Source organism: Algoriphagus aurantiacus (assembly GCF_035156405.1).
GTDB classification, from domain to species: domain Bacteria; phylum Bacteroidota; class Bacteroidia; order Cytophagales; family Cyclobacteriaceae; genus Algoriphagus; species Algoriphagus aurantiacus.
Genome location: NZ_JAXRUT010000009.1, coordinates 41525 through 58651, shown reverse-complemented (window position 1 = coordinate 58651; position 17127 = coordinate 41525). Strand labels below are relative to the sequence as shown.

Below are 17127 nucleotides of genomic sequence, written 5' to 3'. Positions count from 1 at the left end.
CCCCTTTGATTGTATTGCTTCTTTTACGTTAGGAGAATAATCCAAAAATCTCCCGTTCAACTTTTTCTACCACCAAAGAGAAATCTGCTGGATTCTCTACAAAATCAAGATTGTTGACATCTATGATTAATAGTTTTCCCTCGGAATAGCTAGCGATCCACTCTTCGTAGTGGGTATTTAAATTTTTCAAATAATCTATTCGCATGGTCGTTTCATAGCTTCTGCCACGCTTTTCTATTTGCCCAACCAACTTAGGAATGTCAGCTTTTAGGTAAATCAAAAGATCGGGAGCTTTCACATGAGCAATCATGCTTGAGAATAAGCTCTGATAATTTTCATAATCCCGCTCTGTTAAGAATTGACTTTTATACAGATTGGCAGCGAAAATATAAGCGTCTTCGTAGATAGTCCTATCCTGAATAGTTGGAGTCTCACTATCTTGAATCTTCTTGATTTGGTTGAATCGGGAGTTGAGAAAGTAAACCTGGAGATGAAAAGCCCATCTTTTCATATCTTCGTAAAAGTCAGGAAGATATGGGTTGTTATCTACAGCTTCGAATTCAGCCTTCCAGCCGTAATGTTTTGCTAGTTTTTCGGTAAGTGTTGTCTTACCACTACCAATATTGCCCGATACAGCGATGTGCATAATTTCTTATTTGCTAAAGCGAGGAGATATTACAGAATCTTTGCTTCCCGCCGTGTATTTGTAAAAACCCTCACCGGATTTAACCCCTTTGTAACCCGCTTCAACCATATTTACCAATAGCGGACATGGGGCATACTTTGGGTTTCCAAAGCCATCATGAAGTACTTTGAGAATCGAAAGACAAACATCCAGTCCAATGAAATCCGCCAATTGCAAAGGTCCCATCGGATGTGCCATGCCTAGTTTCATCACTGTATCAATTTCATGGACACCAGCAACTCCTTCAAAAAGGCTATAAATTGCTTCATTGATCATTGGCATCAGAATTCTATTTGCTACAAAGCCAGGATAGTCATTCACTTCCACCGGATCTTTCGAAAGATCTGTAGTAAGGTTCATGATCTTCGCTGTCACTTCATCGGAAGTGGCATAGCCGCGAATCACTTCTACTAGCTTCATCACTGGAACCGGATTCATGAAGTGCATACCAATTACCTGATCAGGTCTATTAGTTACTGCGGCTATTTTGGTGATAGAAATAGAGGACGTATTACTGGCCAGAATCGCTTCTTCTGGACTGTATTGATCTATTTGACGAAAGAGATCAAGCTTAATATCCATATTCTCAGTGGCTGCTTCTACCACTAATTCAGCAGATTTGACTCCAGCTTCCAACGCTGTGAACGTTTGGATTCTAGCCAAAGAAGCCTTTTTTTCATCTTCTGAAATCAATCCTTTTCCAACTTGTCTGTCTAGATTTTTGGTAATGGTGGCCAGTGCTTTATCCAAGAATTCCTGTTTGATATCGATCAGGCTGACTTTATAGCCATGCTGCGCAAATACATGGGCAATGCCATTTCCCATTGTCCCAGAACCAATAACGGAGATGTTTTTCATAAGGAGGTGATTAAAATTAAAGTTAGAATTTGGGTTTATTTCAACGGATTTAATCTATTGAAGAGTTCAAAGCTAATCCTGACTATGAGCAAATCCAATTTTAACTTTCGATTCCCCACTTTGTTTGTCACAAAAGTTCAGTTTCAAACTCCGATTAATAGCTACCTTTGGTGCATGAAATCGAGCAGGGCGAAGAACGTCATAAAGAAAGATGATTATTCCCCGTGCGAGATTCCATGTGACCTTTAAAAAAACAAACATTATCACATGAATGAACTTGGTCTAATTTCAAAATTACCCATCAATAGATTTACAGATTTCGGTGCTTACCTGGCTTTGAGCTCTGGAGAAGAGCTTTTACTTCCCAAAGGATACTTAATTGGGGAAGAGAAGGAAGGCGATGAGATCGAAGTATTTGTTTATACGGATAGTGAGGATCGCCCTGTTGCCGTGACCCAAAAACCTCTGGCATTGCTTGATGAGTTTGCTGTATTAGAGGCCAAAGAAGTTACTTCTTTCGGTGCATTTGTGGATTGGGGATTGCCAAAGGATCTATTTGTGCCAAAATCTGAAATGGGTAAAAACATGGAGGTAGGTGAGAAGTACCTAGTCAAAGTCTGTGTGGATTATAAAACCAATAGATTAATAGGAGTCAATAAGTACCGGGATTTCTTGCGTTTAGCTCCTGTCGACTGGGAAGAGGGGAAAGAACTAACAGGGATGATCTTTGAAGAAACAGAACTTGGGTTCAAAGTTTTAATAGATAGTGAATATGAAGGCTTACTCTTCAAAAATGAGGTTTTTCAGCCTCTGAAGCTGGGTGAAATCCGAAAAGTATATGTGAAAAAAAATCGTGAAGATGGAAAGTTGGATTTGCAGTTACTACCTCCAGGCCGTGTGAAATATGACGAGGGATCAGAAAAAATCCTTTCTATCTTAGAATCCAAAGGCTTTTTGCCTTTGCATGATAAATCAGCTCCTGAGGAGATTCAGGAGCAATTGAGTATGAGCAAGAAGCATTTCAAGCAATGCATCGGGCAACTGTACAAGGCCAGAATGATCCAAATCGAACCGGATGGGATCAGACTAAATGCATCGAATTAAGTTTTAAGATATCTGTAGGGGTGATGCAAAGAACTGCTCTGTTGCGAAGACTGGCAATTGGAGCCTTAATTAAATTTGGAGAATTGATCAGAATATTCAGCCAGCTTTCATCATCCCAATTTTTACCAGCAATTAATCGCTGGTAGTCTGGATGCGCTCTATTAAGTAAATCCTTAGCTCGGAGATTTAGCTTGAGCAAAAGGCTGTACCATTGTGTAGGGGTAAGCTTTTCTTTGCTAAGATCAATTGTGTTAACGAACTGTGTAATTGATTTGGCATAAGCAAGTGTCTGCTTATCTACCACCTGAGAAGGTGAATGATAGAAATACAGTTCTGAAGGATGAGTTTTCATAGCTAGTAGGGTTTAAGTTAATCATAAGATACTGAAAATCTACATTTTATAAAAGAAGTTATTTTCTCAAAAAGCAAAAAAACATTATTTAACTTTTAGAGATTTTGGAAATCGATCTTGATAATTTTAATAAAGAGAGTAAATCAGAATATTCTTCTAATCAAAAATTGAAGACTAGGCTAAGAAAAATTAAGCCTAAAATTTTGGATGAAAGATTTGGGGAATTACACGAGGAGGCTTTCAGCGAAATAAACTGTCTGGATTGTGCGAATTGCTGTAAAACGACTAGTCCAATTTTTCTGAACACTGATATTGACAGATTGGCAAAAGTATTTCGAATGAAAAGTAGTGTGTTCATTGATGAATATTTGCATCGGGATGATGATGGTGATTTTGTTTTGAATTCTTCTCCCTGTAAATTTCTTGGCGGAGACAATAAATGTCTGGTCTATGAAGACCGGCCGAAGGCATGTCGGGAGTATCCACACACCAATCGTAAAAAAATGCATGGTATTTTGGAGATTTCGCTTAAAAATACCCTCGTTTGTCCTGCAGTTTTCAAAATTTTCCAGCAGATTGGGAAGGATTATAGGAAGTAATACTTTTCTTTTGCTTTTTTGAAATCGTAAACCTATTAATAATACTATGCAAAATCAGGAAGCACATTTCCTTGGAGTGGATGTGGGGGGAACTCACTTGAAAATCGGCCTTGTAAGCAGAGAAGGCAATATTTTAGACTTTGTTAAAGAAGATACCACTTCTTATCGTGACCATCCTGAAGGTTTTGGTCCTGCATTTATAGCAGGTTTGGAGAAATACCTTACCAAATACCCGGAAGTAAAAAATGTAGGAATCGGCCTTCCTGGCATGATTTCCAAAGATAGAACAACAGCTCTGGAAATTCCTGCAATCCCTACTTTGAACGGATTTAATCTAAAAGGAAGCCTGGAAGCAAAATACCCTAAACATGATTTTGCCTTAGAAAATGACGCGGCTGCAGCTGCCATTGGTGAGTTTTATTTTGGGAAGGATGATCCTGCCCAAAACTTCCTTTTTATCACAATGGGTACTGGTATTGGCAGTGCATTGGTATTAGATGGACAGGTATTCAAAGGATCCAGAGGAAACGCCATGGAAATGGGCCATATGCTTTCTAAAGGAGCTGCTAGACTTGAGACGCTGATAGGAAGAAAAGGGATTCTAAATATAATGTCCAGACTTATAGATGCTTATCCTGAGAAGGCTGGAGTTTTAGTAGGAGCGGAGTTAGGAACACACTTGCTTGTAGATACAGCCCAAGCAGGCAATCCAGTTTCTTTGATGGTTTTTGAAGAAGTAGGGAGGATTTTGGGAGAAGCTATTGTATCGGCTATCAGGATTCTAGATGTGACTGACGTGTATTTTGGGGGTGGAATTTCGGCAGGTCTGGAATTTATGATGCCTACACTTGATCGCACGATCAAACAGTATCTAACGCAGTATTATAGTAAGGATTTGGTTTTGAAGAAAGCCACGCTTGAAAATAACGCAGGAACGCTAGGCGCTGCGGCGCTGTGTTTTATGGGTTCTGGGTTGTAATCGTCACTTCAGACACTTTACTTATAGCATTTAGTCGAAAAAGAACTCTAAGGGGTTCTTTTTCTATTTCTACTCCATCACAGCTACTGCTGGGCTCCAGGAAGTAGAAGAAGAAAGTCTGGCTTTTATCCATCAATTCTACTCGGTCAGGACGTCCAAATGTTTTGATCAAAGCTTGGTTGTCTACTCCTAAATAAGAATGCTTTAGCCGCTCAAGCTCTTCCAGATCTTGGATTCTCAATCCTTTGCAGCCGTATCTATCAGATTTCCAGTTTTCCATGTTTATGGTTCCCGTGTCTCTTTTTGAGCTACAGGAAATAGCAAAGCAAAGAAATAGGGCTGAAAAAAGCAGAAAGGTTCTATTCATAATCTAAAGGGAAATGGAAGGAATTTGGGATTTGAGCTGCTGATTTTTCCAGAGCCAAAAGAAGGAGAAAAGGCAATAAACACTTAATACTCCTGCAAGAACCGGCAAAGGTAGAAGAGATTGAATCAGGAAAAAGACAACAGCTGCAAAAGCTACGATTCTTATCAGCTCCTGAGGTAGATACCAATTTCTTTTTTCAAATACTCCTGAAAAACTTATCGTAGTCCATACGATTATTGCACTTACGAGCACTTTGGGCAGCCATGTGAAAGTATCGACTTTAAAGAGGAAGTATCCTGTCAGTAGTAAAACGAAGATATACTGGGTGAATACATACCAATTTAGAGGAGTAGGGACTACCGTATCAAATTTCTGGTAATCAGCTTCCACTTCCTTCGGGGCTCGATAGCCGCCTAAGTAGTCTGGCAACCATCCCGGTTTGTTGAATAAGTACTTCACACGATCTGCCCAGTTGGGGATCATCTTAATTTCTTCTTTCATATTGGCATAATGAGCCAAATTCACCCAGACAGGATTCCAGCTATTGACCGGAGTGGTGATACCATAAGTAGGTTTTTCCTCTTCTTCCTGAAATGTTCCAAACCACTTATCGAAAATGATGAAAGTACCTGCATGGTTTTTATCAATGTATTTGGGATTTCTACCATGGTGCACCCGATGATGGGATGGGGTATTCATGAATTTCTCAAAAAACCCCATTCTATCTATTGCTTCGGTATGAATCCAAAACTGGTATAGTAAGTTGATACCTGAAGCCAGAATCAGCATGACAGGATCGAAGCCTAAAAGCGCAAGCGGGAAATAGAAGAAGAAAGTCCAAATGGTCTGAGTGCTACTTTGTCTAAGTGCCACAGACAGATTATACTCTTCGCTGGAGTGGTGTACTACATGGCCTCCCCAGAATAGATTAATCTCGTGACTCATCCGATGAGCCCAATAGTAACAAAAGTCATAAAGGAAGAATAAGAGGAAAAATGTCCAGACGTTATTAGGGACATGAAAGAATGCGAGCTTCTGATAGATCAAGGTGTAAATCCCAATCGAGAGAATTTTGATGAAGACTCCTGTGACTTGGGAAATCACCCCACAATTGATGTTTGTAATTGCGTCATTGAGTCTATAACCGGGATGTTTTTGAAATCTTAGCGCAATCATTTCAATTGCCATCAAGATGAAATACATCGGGATTGCGATTACTACTGGGCTGAGGTTCATTATTTTGGGCGTTTTTGCGAAGCTACTTGTCAAAGATAATGATAAAAGGAACATCGCGTAGTCGGATTCTGTTTGACCAAATCCTTTATATTAGCACATTCAATTCCCCTCAATTATGTATTACCGATTCGGAAAAGCCTTTTATTTCCTCAGTGTTGCCCTCTTCATTTTCTTCCTGCTTTATTTCTATTCTGCTTTACCAGAGAATGTTAGTTACAATTTTAATGAAAATGGATTATCCACCGAAAAACTAAGTAAGGGTACCCTTTTCTATGGAATGATTGCCATTTTTATAATAATGAATGTGATCGTTTTGCTGCCTCCCAAGTTGCTTGAAACCAAAAACCACAAAGGATTGATCCGTGTTTTTCCCATTGGAGACAAGTTTCGGGATTACTATTTGGGTTGGTTCTATTCCTTTGGTGGCATACTAAATATGAGTTTAGGCATGTTGGTATTTTATACCCACTCCATTAATAATCAGGAGGTAATCGCGGCGAGTCAATTCAATTTCTTTTTCTATCTCATTCCAGGTCTTTTCGTTGTGTGGGTAATCGGATTGTTTGCGATCCTAGTGGGAAAATTCAATCAGGTAAAAAATAAATCTTGAGCATAATTAGCGTCAATTAGAATATGGCTGAAGAAGTAAAATATACAGAAGACAGTATCAAATCCCTTGATTGGAGGGAGCATATCCGACTCAGGCCGGGTATGTATATCGGTAAATTAGGTGATGGAAGCGCGCAGGATGATGGTATCTATGTACTTGTAAAAGAGGTGCTAGATAACTCCATAGATGAGCATATGATGGGCTATGGAAGAACCATAGACGTCAAAATCTCCGAACACAAAGTAGAAGTTCGAGATTACGGCCGAGGCATTCCGTTGGGAAAAGTGATAGACTGTGTCTCCAAAATCAATACTGGTGGTAAATACGATTCAGGTGCTTTTCAGAAGTCTGTAGGTCTAAACGGTGTCGGTACCAAAGCAGTGAATGCGTTGTCTGATTTTTTCAAAGTACAAGCATATCGTGATGGTGAAACCAAAGTAGCGGAGTTCGAAAAAGGTATTTTAGTCAATGATCAGCCAGTTACCAAGTCCTCTGATCGTAATGGTACAAAGGTCGTGTTTTCGCCAGATGGCGGGATTTTCAAAAACTACCATTTTATTCCAGAATACTTGGAAAACCAGATCTGGAACTATGCATACTTGAATGCCGGTCTCACGATCAATTATAATGGCAAGAAATATTTTTCTGATAGAGGGCTTTATGATCTCTTATCCAATAAAATAGATGAAGAAAGCTCTCGATATCCTATCATTCATTTGAAAGGAAATGATATCGAAATGGCTCTTACTCACTCTAATCAATACGGTGAGGAGTATTACTCCTTTGTCAATGGGCAATATACTACCCAAGGAGGTACGCATTTGGCGGCATTCCGGGAGGCAGTTGTCAAGACTATTCGGGACTTTTTCAAGAAGGATTACGATGCTTCTGACATTCGTCAAAGTGTAGTTGCAGCTATTTCTATTCGTGTTCAGGAACCAGTCTTTGAATCTCAAACAAAAACTAAGCTTGGCTCTCAGTCTATTGGTCCAGATGGACCGACTGTCCGTACGTTTATCAATGACTTTTTAAAAACTGATCTGGATAATTATCTGCATAAGAATCCCGCAGTTGCAGATGCTCTTTTAAAACGAATCCTACAATCTGAGCGTGAACGAAAGGAGATTTCCGGTATTAAGAAACTGGCTAACGAGCGGGCTAAAAAAGCCAATCTTCACAATAAGAAGCTAAGGGATTGTAGAGTACATTATGATGATCCTAAAGCAAATGAAGAGGTAAAGAATAACACCATGCTGTTTTTAACAGAAGGTGATTCAGCTTCCGGATCTATTACCAAATCCCGTGATGTGCAGACTCAGGCGGTATTTTCTCTCCGGGGAAAGCCATTGAACTGCTTTGGGATGACAAAGAAAGTGGTCTATGAGAATGAAGAATTCAATCTTCTACAGCATGCCTTGAATATTGAGGATGGAATTGAAAATCTTCGCTATAGAAAAATTGTAATCGCCACAGATGCCGATGTCGATGGCATGCACATTCGCTTGCTGATCATGACCTATTTTCTTCAGTTTTTCCCTGATTTGGTTAAGAATGGTCATTTGTTTATCCTTGATACTCCGCTTTTCCGCGTACGAAATAAGAAAGAAACTATCTATTGCTATACAGACGAAGAAAGGCAGAGAGCTATTCATAAACTTGGAAACAAACCTGAAATCACCCGATTCAAAGGTTTGGGAGAGATTTCTCCAGAGGAGTTTGGAGGCTTTATCGGTGAAGATATTCGTTTGGAGCCTATCATACTGAATAAGGAAACTAAGATTGTTGACTTGCTTACTTTCTACATGGGGAAGAATACGCCTAATCGTCAGAATTTTATTATTAAGAATCTGAAGATAGAGAAGGATCTAGCCTTAGAAGATCCAAAGGTTTCTGCGGAAACGGAAGAAGAAAGTGAAGCAGCTTAATTTTGCATCAAAAATATGAGTGACGAAAACAACTTACCTCAGGACGAAGACGAATCGCTACACACATCTGTCCCAGTGACAGGAATGTACAAGGAATGGTTTCTAGATTATGCTTCTTATGTAATTCTAGAACGGGCTGTTCCGGCTATCGAAGATGGACTGAAACCGGTGCAAAGGAGAATTATGCACGCGATGAAGGAAATGGACGATGGCAGATTCAACAAGGTTGCTAACATCATTGGTCAATCCATGCAGTTTCATCCGCACGGGGATGCTTCTATTGGTGATGCTATTGTGAATCTGGGTCAAAAGGAACTTCTGATAGAAACTCAAGGTAATTGGGGTGATGTACGGACAGGTGACCGAGCTGCTGCTGCCCGATATATTGAGGCGAGACTTTCCAAGTTCGCACTGGAGGTATTGTTTAATGCCCAGACTACCGAGTGGCAACTTTCCTATGATGGAAGAAAACGGGAGCCCGTCACGCTTCCTGTTAAATTCCCACTTTTGCTAGCACAGGGAGTAGAGGGGATCGCTGTAGGTCTTTCTACCAAAATCCTACCTCATAACTTCTGCGAACTGATCCTAGCTTCCATTGAAATCCTTAAAGGAAACAAAACCAATGTGCTACCGGATTTCATCACAGGGGGATTTGCGGATTTTTCTGAGTACAATGAAGGCCTTAGAGGTGGCAAAGTAAAAGTTCGAGCAAGGATTGAAGAAGAAGATAGTAAAACTCTGTTGATTAAGGATATACCTTTCGGAATAACAACCGATACATTGATTGATTCTATCCTGAAAGCAAATGACAAAGGAAAGATTAAGATCAAGAAAGTAGTAGACAACACAGCCAAAGATGTAGAGATTGCTATACAGTTGGCCCCTGGAGTTTCCCCAGATGTCACTATTGATGCGCTCTACGCTTTCACGGATTGTGAAGTGTCCATCTCACCAAATGCTTGTGTGATTATCAAGGATACGCCGGTATTCCTTACAGTTAATGACATACTAGAATACAACACCAAACAAACCAGAGCACTTCTCAAACGTGAGTTAGAAATCCGCAAAGGTGAATTGATGGAGAAGCTACTTTTCTCCTCCTTGGAAAAAATATTCATCGAGAATAGAATCTACCGGGACATCGAAGAGTGTACTACTTGGGATGATGTTTTGAAGGCAATTGATGATGGTTTGGATCCTTACAAGCCAGATTTTTATAGGGAAATCACCACAGACGATCTGGTTCGTCTTACTGAGATTAAGATCAAGCGTATTTCCAAATTTGATACGTTTAAGGCTGATGAATTGATGAAACGCCTTCAGGATGAGTTGAAGGAAGTAAATCATCACTTGAGACACCTGACTGATTATGCGATCAATTACTATGAAAACCTTTTGACGAAGTATGGTAAAGGACGTGAGCGTAAGACTGAAATCAGAGCTTTCGATGCCATTCAGGCCAATGTAGTAGCTGCAAACAATGCTAAACTATATGTGAATCGAACAGATGGTTTTGTGGGTTATGGACTCAAAAAGGATGAGTTTGTGTGCGATTGCTCTGATCTGGATGATATTATAGTGATTCGCAAGGATGGGGTATGCATGGTTTCTAAAATCCAGGAAAAGAATTTCATGGGTAAGGATATTTTGCATGTTGCTGTATTCCGCAAAGGAGATGAGCGAATGGTCTATAATCTAATCTACTTAGATGGGAGCACTGGTCGTGCAATGGTGAAGCGTTTTCAAGTACTTGCTGTCACAAGAGATAAAGAATATATGCTTACTAAAGGTAGTAAGGGGAGTAAGACGCTGTATCTCACTGCAAATGCAAATGGTGAAGCCGAAATTATCACCGTGTATTTGACTCAGGGAGCAAAAGCCCGAGTGAAGGTTTTTGATTTCGATTTTGCTTCACTTGAGATCAAAGGAAGGGGAGCAGGTGGTAATATTCTCACTAGACATCCAATTCGTAAAATACAGTTGAAAATGGAAGGTGTTTCCACGCTGGGAGGATTGAATATCTACTATGACTCAATAGTAGGTAGATTAAATACGGATGAGCGTGGAAAATTGATTGGCAATTTCCTTGGTGATGATAGAATCTTGGTTTGTTACAAAAGTGGTGACTATGAGTTGACCAGCTTTGAAACGACCAATAGATATGATGCACCTAATGTAGTGTTGATAGAGAAATTTGATCCTGATAAAGTACTGTCAGCCATTTACTTTGATGGTGGTAGTAAAACTTATTATATAAAGCGTTTCCAAATAGAAACAACTACACTGAATAAGAATTTCAATTTTATCTCAGACAATAAACAGTCTTATCTGAAGCTAGTTTCAACAGAGAAGCAGCCTCAGGTTCGAGTTACTTTGATCAAAGGAAAAGAAGAAGAAGTGATGGAGTACGATTTGGATATGCTGATTGATATCAAAGGCTGGAAAGCGTTAGGAAATAGATTGAGTACATATCAAGTGAGGGATCTGAGCTTAATAGAATCTAAAAAAGCTGAAGCATCCCAAGAAACTGAATCAGAAGAAGATGATAAGGAATCAGATTCAGATGATGATATTGAAGTTGGATCTACAATAGATCTGTCAGTGAAAAAAGACGATGAAGAACAATTGGGGCTATTTTAAATAGCCTCATTTTTTGAATGGAGAAAAAAAATAACTTAGGATCTATTGACCAAGGCTGGCTGGATTATTTAAGCCAATACATCACTGAGCATAAAAAATCAGTAATGGAGAAAGTGCTGGCACAAAGGACCCGATTCATTACAGTGGTTTTGGAGGATATTTTTAAGCCTCATAATGCCAGTGCAGTCTTACGAACCTGCGATTGTTTTGGTATTCAGGATGTCCACGTTATCGAAAAAGTGAATATGTATAAGATTAATCCCTTTGTGACCCGTGGTGCGTCTCAATGGATTGATTTGCATAAGTATCACAATAAAGAAGGCTCAGCTGTCCGTGATTGCTTTTCTAATCTTAAAGAAAAAGGATACAAGATCTATGGAACTAGTCCTGTGCCCGGTTCAATCTCGATCCATGATTTGGAACCTGATGAAAAGATCGCGCTCGTATTTGGTAATGAGCATGAAGGCATAAGTGAAGAAGTACAGAATAATGTGGATGGCCTTGTTCATATACCTATGTTAGGTTTCACAGAAAGTTTCAATATTTCTGTAGCAGCTTCCATTTCCTTATATGAGTTAGTAAAGAAGGTCGAAAAGTACGATCAATCCGATTTCTATTTAACGGAGCAAGAGAAGCAAATACTTAGAATGAAGTGGTTCAGATCAGTGGTTACTAGAGCTGATTTGCACGAAAAAGCCTATTTGAAGTCTAAGAATTCTTAATTCTTTTTCTGGAAAATAGTATTGATCTTCTCGTTAAGAGGCACTTTTTGAGATTTGTTTTTAGCTCTTTGCTTCTGTCTTTTCTTTTTCTTTTGCTCTTTACTTTTCACCAGAACCATGCGTGCAGATATTCCGACCTGACCTCTATAAAACTCCTCTCTTCCAACTAGATTGATATTTGGCTTATAATCGACAGAAATCACAGTATTCAACATCGTCAGTTCCAAGCCTCCAATCAAATCCAATCCTGCTGTGGTATTTCCATAAGTTCGTATGATTTGCTTATTCTCTTGGTCTTTGACAAGGCTTTCTTCAACACCGAATGAAGGACCGAAACCATAGTAATAATTAAATCGCTTGGAAATAATAGGATGGTGCTTTTCTATCAGTGCTGAAAAAGTAGTATTAAGCTTAAAATCTGATTGAAGAATTGCCTCAATTGAAATCCGCTTGGTAATTCGTTGCTGAGCAGTCAACCCCACAGTTCTATAAAGGTTGTTATTTCCAAACCTTAGCCCAACCGCTGTGCCATAACGCTGTGCTTGAGCTATAGAGATTGATGAGAAGATAATGAGAGTAAGAAGGGCAAGGCGTGCTTTCATCTGTTTATAATTGATTTTCAATGGTCATTACCTGTCCCGAAAATCGGGATGGAATCTCGCACTGTGAATAATCATCCCTCTGTGTGTCGCTTTCGTCATGCTCGATTTCATAGACTATATCCAAAAGGAATGACCCTTGTTCAATAACTATTCCAACCTTTAATTTTCAAATAATTAGCAATAGAAAATGCCCTCAAAAGTCAAATTGCTAATGAGGGCATTTCAATGTTGGAAGGTGTCGTTTAAGACTCAGATACTACAATCTTTTCGATTTTGTCTCCTGCTCTTATCTCATCGATCACATCCAAACCTTCAACTACTTTACCGAAGCAGGTATGATTTCTGTCCAAATGGGCAGTATTGGCTCTGCTATGGCAAATGAAGAATTGAGATCCGCCTGTATTTCTACCAGCATGTGCCATAGAAAGTACTCCACGGTCATGATACTGATTTTCGCCGTCTAGTTCACATTTGATGTGGTAGCCAGGACCACCAGTTCCATTTCCCTTTGGACAACCACCTTGGATCATAAAATTCGGAATAACTCTATGGAAAGTCAATCCATCGTAAAATCCTTTATTAGCAAGGTCAATGAAATTTTGAACTGCAATAGGCGCGTCCTTCTCGTAAAACTCCACTTTCATTGTTCCTTTTTCTGTAATAAATTCTGCTGTCTTCATATTTTCAGGCTTTCGTTATGTTCCAATCAGGAGTTTTTAATTTTTAGCTGCGCAAAAATATAATAATTTATATAATATGTGGAACATAAATTATACAATGAAGGATTATAAGATGCCATAGTCGGTTTACTATCAATTTTTCTAAAGTGTTGGAATAGGCAAATAAAGATTTTTATTAATTCAAAGACCTCATAAATATTGTCTAGAATGTTTTTGTGAAGGACCATTTACCTATAAGCAATAATTTCAGTTAAAAAGTGGAGCGCCATCTAAAATATCATTAGATGAAGATTCCTTGAATTTCTCAAAATTAGACCTGAATGCATCTGCAAGTGCCTTTGCTTGTTTATCATACCCTGCAGGATCTTTCCATGTGCTTCTTGGATTGAGTACCTCAGAAGGTACATTTGGACATTCTTGAGGAATTTCAAATCCAAAAACTTGATGTTTCCTATATACGACTTGATCTAGTTTTCCTTCTAATGCAGCCGTAATCATTGCCCTTGTATATGCTAACTTCATTCTAGAACCTACTCCATAGGGTCCACCGGTCCAGCCAGTGTTGATCAACCATACACTGGTGTCATATTTTTCCATTTTTTCACCAAATAAAGAAGCATATTTCGCTGGGTGAAGGGGAAGAAATGCAGCTCCAAAACATGCGGAAAAGGTCAATTTAGGCTCTGTTACACCCATTTCTGTGCCTGCGACTTTTGCAGTGTAGCCGGAAATGAAATGATACATGGCCTGACTTTTATTCAACTTAGAAATAGGAGGGATCACTCCAAAAGCATCTGCAGTTAGGAAAAATATATTCTTGGGAACTCCTGCTTTTGATGGTTCTAACGCATTGGGTATAAAATTAATTGGGTAGGCTGTTCTGGTATTTTCAGTTACAGACTTATTCGCAAAATCCACTTCTCTTGAATTTGCTTTAAATCTGGTGTTTTCGACGATTGAACCGAATCTAATTGCATCCCAGATTTCGGGTTCTTTCTCTCTGCTTAAGTCAATGACTTTTGCATAACAACCGCCTTCGAAGTTGAAAACTCCATTTTCTGTCCAGCCATGCTCATCGTCTCCAATCAGGTTTCTATTAGGATCAGCAGATAGCGTTGTTTTGCCCGTACCTGAAAGCCCAAAGAAAATTGCTGTATCGCCATCTACACCCACATTTGCTGAGCAATGCATAGAAAGTACATTTTTTTCATGAGGTAAAATGAAATTTAATACAGAGAAAATCCCTTTTTTCATCTCGCCTGCATAGCCAGTACCTCCGATCAAAATGATCCGATCTGTGAGATTGATAATTACAAAGTTTGGACTTTTAGTACTGTCTGTTTCAGGATTAGCTTCGAATTCTGGTGCACATATAATTGTGAAATCTTGCTGAAAATCAGCCATTTCATCTTCTGATGGCCTTAGAAACATGTTGTAGCAGAAGAGGTTGTGCCATGCTTTGGTGTTAATCACCTTTAATTTGAGCCTGTAATTCTCATCTGCTCCAGCATAGGCATCTCTGACAAAAAGTTCTTTGTCTGCCAGAAATGCTTTCATTTTGTCCAAAAGAAAATTGAACTTATCCGAATCAAAAGGAAGGTTGATATCACCCCACCAGACCGAGTCTTTGGTCTTATCGTCTAAGACGATGTACCTGTCTTTGGGAGACCTTCCGGTGAATTTACCAGTGTCGGACATAAGAGCGCCAGTGGACGTGAGTTTTCCTTCCTTTCGCGCTAAAGCAATTTCCACCAGTTCTGCTGGTGGAAGATTGATGTGAACTTTTCTATTGGTTGTTGAACGAAGAAAAGCCAGGGGAGAAGTCTGAGTTGCCAGATCTAGTTCCTGCATAAATATTGGGTTTACAATCTGAAAATTGTCTTCACAAAACTACTGAAATACCGCCTATAAAAACCAATAAAATATGCTTTATTTTCAAATTCAATCGATTGCATTGATAAAACAGATGTTTATTTGGGCTAATATTTTAGGGTGTATTGAAATAGTGTGATCATACTTTCCCAATGGTGTAATAATTAGTCACGAGCCTATAATTCAGCGGCTTTAACTTTGGAAACAAGCCCTAAAAAGGTTTATCATTGCAAAACTGATTTCACCCAAATAAAACTATCCTTGGAAAAACAACTTACTCCTGAATTTGAAGGGCCTACTATTTTTGGCCATCCCAAAGGCCTGATGCCGCTCTTTTTTACAGAAATGTGGGAAAGATTCAGCTATTACGGAATGCGGGCATTGCTCATACTATTTATGACTATGTCTATTGCAGAAGGCGGCTTGGGTTTTGATGACCAGACCTCCGGAGCTATCTATGGTCTTTATACTATGGGAGTTTATTTATTGGCTCTTCCTGGAGGCTGGCTTGCTGATAGACTTTTCGGATTGAAAAAATCCGTCTGGTATGGCGGGATTATCATTGCGTTAGGTCACTTTACGATGGCTCTTCCGGGAGTAATGGCTTTATTTTCGGGTAATCATTCGGCTAAGCCTGAACTGAGTACGCTTGATACTTCTTCCTTTTTCTTGGGTTTAATATTAATTGTATTGGGCACAGGACTCTTAAAGCCAAATATCAGCTCTATTGTAGGACAGCTTTATCCCAAAGGAAGTTCAAAGCGAGATGCAGGTTTTTCTATTTTCTACATGGGGATCAACCTTGGTGGTTTTATAGCACCGATTGCCTGTGGTACTCTGGCAACATATGATATGCACTTAGGGTTTGGGCTTGCAGGATTAGGGATGGTTTTTGGACTTATTCAGTACAAACTATCTGGGGGATTATTGGAAGGATACGGAGAGCCACCATTGGTGGTAAGCGAAGGTGAAGTCTTAGCCCAAAATAAGCTGAGAAGACTGGTTACTTATTTAGGGTTAGGAATAGTGGCTATAGTCGGGGTTCTTTTCATGGGAGTAATACCTATCAACGTTTCCGCTATTGCAGGAGCCTCTGGGACAATTATTGCCTTAGTAGCTTTCGGATATTTAGGATATGTCATAGTTTTCGGGGGGCTCAATAAGGAGGATAGAAACAAAGTAGGAGTAATTGCCATTTTATTCCTTTTCTCAGCAATGTTCTGGTCTGGTTTTGAGCAGGCAGGATCAACTTTGAATTTGTTTGCTGAGCGTTTTACTGATCGTACTATTTTAGGCTGGGAGATTCCTACCAGTTATTTTCAGTCTGTAAATTCTCTTTTTATTATCATTTTCGCTCCTGTATTCGGAGCACTTTGGGTGTGGCTGGGCAGAAGAAATCTTGAACCAAGCTCCCCTTTGAAATTCACATTTGGGCTTTTATTTCTGGGACTTGGTTTTTTTGTGATGTATTTCGCTACTAAAATCGCAGCATCAGGTGAACTTGCTGCACCTACCTGGCTGCTGGTGACATTTATGTTTCACACATTCGGCGAATTGAGCTTATCACCTGTAGGACTTAGCTTGGTGACCAAACTGGCTCCACAAGGCTATGCTGGGCAAATGATGGGGATATGGTTCTTGTCCATTGCTTTAGGAAATCTTTTTGCAGGGTTAATAGCTGGTGAAGCTAGCGGTGGTACAGATGAGGCATTGGCCCAAATGCCAGACCAATATATGTTGATCGTTTATACTGTCTTTGGTTCAGCCGCATTACTTTTCCTCCTCAGGCCTATGATAAAGAAAATGATGGGAGATGTAAATTGATAAACGAATTAAATTTAATCTCTTAAGCATATAACAAAGGCTGCCGATGGGGAAAATCGGCAGCCTTTAATT

At 39.5% G+C, this 17127-nt stretch carries 16 protein-coding genes; 8 read left to right on the top strand and 8 right to left on the bottom strand.

The window, feature by feature from the left end; all coding sequences use genetic code 11:
• Positions 1-28 precede the first annotated feature (28 nt).
• Positions 29-646, bottom strand: coding sequence for a deoxynucleoside kinase (locus SYJ56_RS10925; RefSeq protein WP_323834130.1), 618 nt, complete (start codon positions 644-646; stop codon positions 29-31).
• Positions 647-652: 6 nt separating this feature from the next.
• A complete protein-coding gene (locus SYJ56_RS10920; protein ID WP_323834129.1) occupies positions 653-1543 on the bottom strand; it encodes a 3-hydroxybutyryl-CoA dehydrogenase in 891 nt (296 codons plus the stop codon).
• Between the two features lie 267 nt (positions 1544-1810).
• Between SYJ56_RS10920 and SYJ56_RS10915 the strand changes: the two genes are divergently transcribed.
• Entirely contained in the window at positions 1811-2647 is an 837-nt protein-coding gene (locus SYJ56_RS10915; protein ID WP_323834128.1) for a CvfB family protein, read from the top strand.
• Here the strand turns inward: SYJ56_RS10915 and SYJ56_RS10910 are convergent.
• Positions 2625-2999 (bottom strand): arsenate reductase family protein, encoded by a 375-nt coding sequence (locus SYJ56_RS10910; protein WP_323834127.1) that lies wholly within the window; start codon positions 2997-2999, stop codon positions 2625-2627. The two genes, SYJ56_RS10915 and SYJ56_RS10910, sit on opposite strands and share 23 nt — an antisense overlap.
• Before the next feature lie 104 nt (positions 3000-3103).
• Here SYJ56_RS10910 and SYJ56_RS10905 point away from each other — a divergent pair, with 104 nt between their 5' ends.
• Together SYJ56_RS10905 and SYJ56_RS10900 are read left to right on the top strand one after the other, a co-directional pair.
• Entirely contained in the window at positions 3104-3598 is a 495-nt protein-coding gene (locus SYJ56_RS10905; RefSeq protein ID WP_323834126.1) for a YkgJ family cysteine cluster protein, read from the top strand.
• A gap of 46 nt (positions 3599-3644) precedes the next feature.
• On the top strand, positions 3645-4577 hold the full coding sequence (locus tag SYJ56_RS10900) for an ROK family protein (protein ID WP_323834125.1): 933 nt from the start codon (positions 3645-3647) through the stop codon (positions 4575-4577).
• Here SYJ56_RS10900 and SYJ56_RS10895 read toward each other — a convergent pair.
• On the bottom strand, positions 4558-4857 hold the full coding sequence (locus tag SYJ56_RS10895) for a hypothetical protein (protein WP_323834124.1): 300 nt from the start codon (positions 4855-4857) through the stop codon (positions 4558-4560). The two genes, SYJ56_RS10900 and SYJ56_RS10895, sit on opposite strands and share 20 nt — an antisense overlap.
• Before the next feature lie 90 nt (positions 4858-4947).
• Entirely contained in the window at positions 4948-6180 is a 1233-nt protein-coding gene (locus tag SYJ56_RS10890) for a sterol desaturase family protein (RefSeq protein WP_323834123.1), read from the bottom strand.
• 115 nt (positions 6181-6295) lie between these two features.
• Here SYJ56_RS10890 and SYJ56_RS10885 point away from each other — a divergent pair, with 115 nt between their 5' ends.
• The 4 genes from SYJ56_RS10885 to SYJ56_RS10870 are packed head-to-tail and all read left to right on the top strand — an operon-like array spanning position 6296 to position 12077.
• On the top strand, positions 6296-6790 hold the full coding sequence (locus SYJ56_RS10885; RefSeq protein ID WP_323834122.1) for a DNA topoisomerase IV: 495 nt from the start codon (positions 6296-6298) through the stop codon (positions 6788-6790).
• Between the two features lie 23 nt (positions 6791-6813).
• The gene (locus SYJ56_RS10880; RefSeq protein WP_323834121.1) at positions 6814-8715 is read left to right on the top strand and encodes a DNA topoisomerase IV subunit B; all 1902 of its coding nucleotides are present in this window, start codon (positions 6814-6816) and stop codon (positions 8713-8715) included.
• A gap of 15 nt (positions 8716-8730) precedes the next feature.
• Positions 8731-11355, top strand: a complete 2625-nt coding sequence (locus SYJ56_RS10875) for a DNA gyrase/topoisomerase IV subunit A (RefSeq protein ID WP_323834120.1) — start codon at positions 8731-8733, stop codon at positions 11353-11355.
• A gap of 17 nt (positions 11356-11372) precedes the next feature.
• Entirely contained in the window at positions 11373-12077 is a 705-nt protein-coding gene (locus SYJ56_RS10870; RefSeq protein ID WP_323834119.1) for a TrmH family RNA methyltransferase, read from the top strand.
• Here SYJ56_RS10870 and SYJ56_RS10865 read toward each other — a convergent pair.
• From SYJ56_RS10865 to pckA, 3 genes are all read right to left on the bottom strand, one after another.
• On the bottom strand, positions 12074-12679 hold the full coding sequence (locus SYJ56_RS10865; RefSeq protein ID WP_323834118.1) for a hypothetical protein: 606 nt from the start codon (positions 12677-12679) through the stop codon (positions 12074-12076). The genes SYJ56_RS10870 and SYJ56_RS10865 overlap by 4 nt on opposite strands.
• Before the next feature lie 242 nt (positions 12680-12921).
• Positions 12922-13359, bottom strand: a complete 438-nt coding sequence (locus SYJ56_RS10860) for a peptidylprolyl isomerase (RefSeq protein WP_323834117.1) — start codon at positions 13357-13359, stop codon at positions 12922-12924.
• 246 nt (positions 13360-13605) lie between these two features.
• Positions 13606-15210: a phosphoenolpyruvate carboxykinase (ATP) gene (pckA, locus tag SYJ56_RS10855; RefSeq protein ID WP_323834116.1), complete on the bottom strand. Its 1605-nt coding sequence runs from the start codon at positions 15208-15210 to the stop codon at positions 13606-13608.
• A 345-nt stretch (positions 15211-15555) separates the two neighbouring features.
• Here pckA and SYJ56_RS10850 point away from each other — a divergent pair, with 345 nt between their 5' ends.
• On the top strand, positions 15556-17055 hold the full coding sequence (locus SYJ56_RS10850) for a peptide MFS transporter (RefSeq protein ID WP_416377797.1): 1500 nt from the start codon (positions 15556-15558) through the stop codon (positions 17053-17055).
• Positions 17056-17127 lie beyond the last annotated feature (72 nt).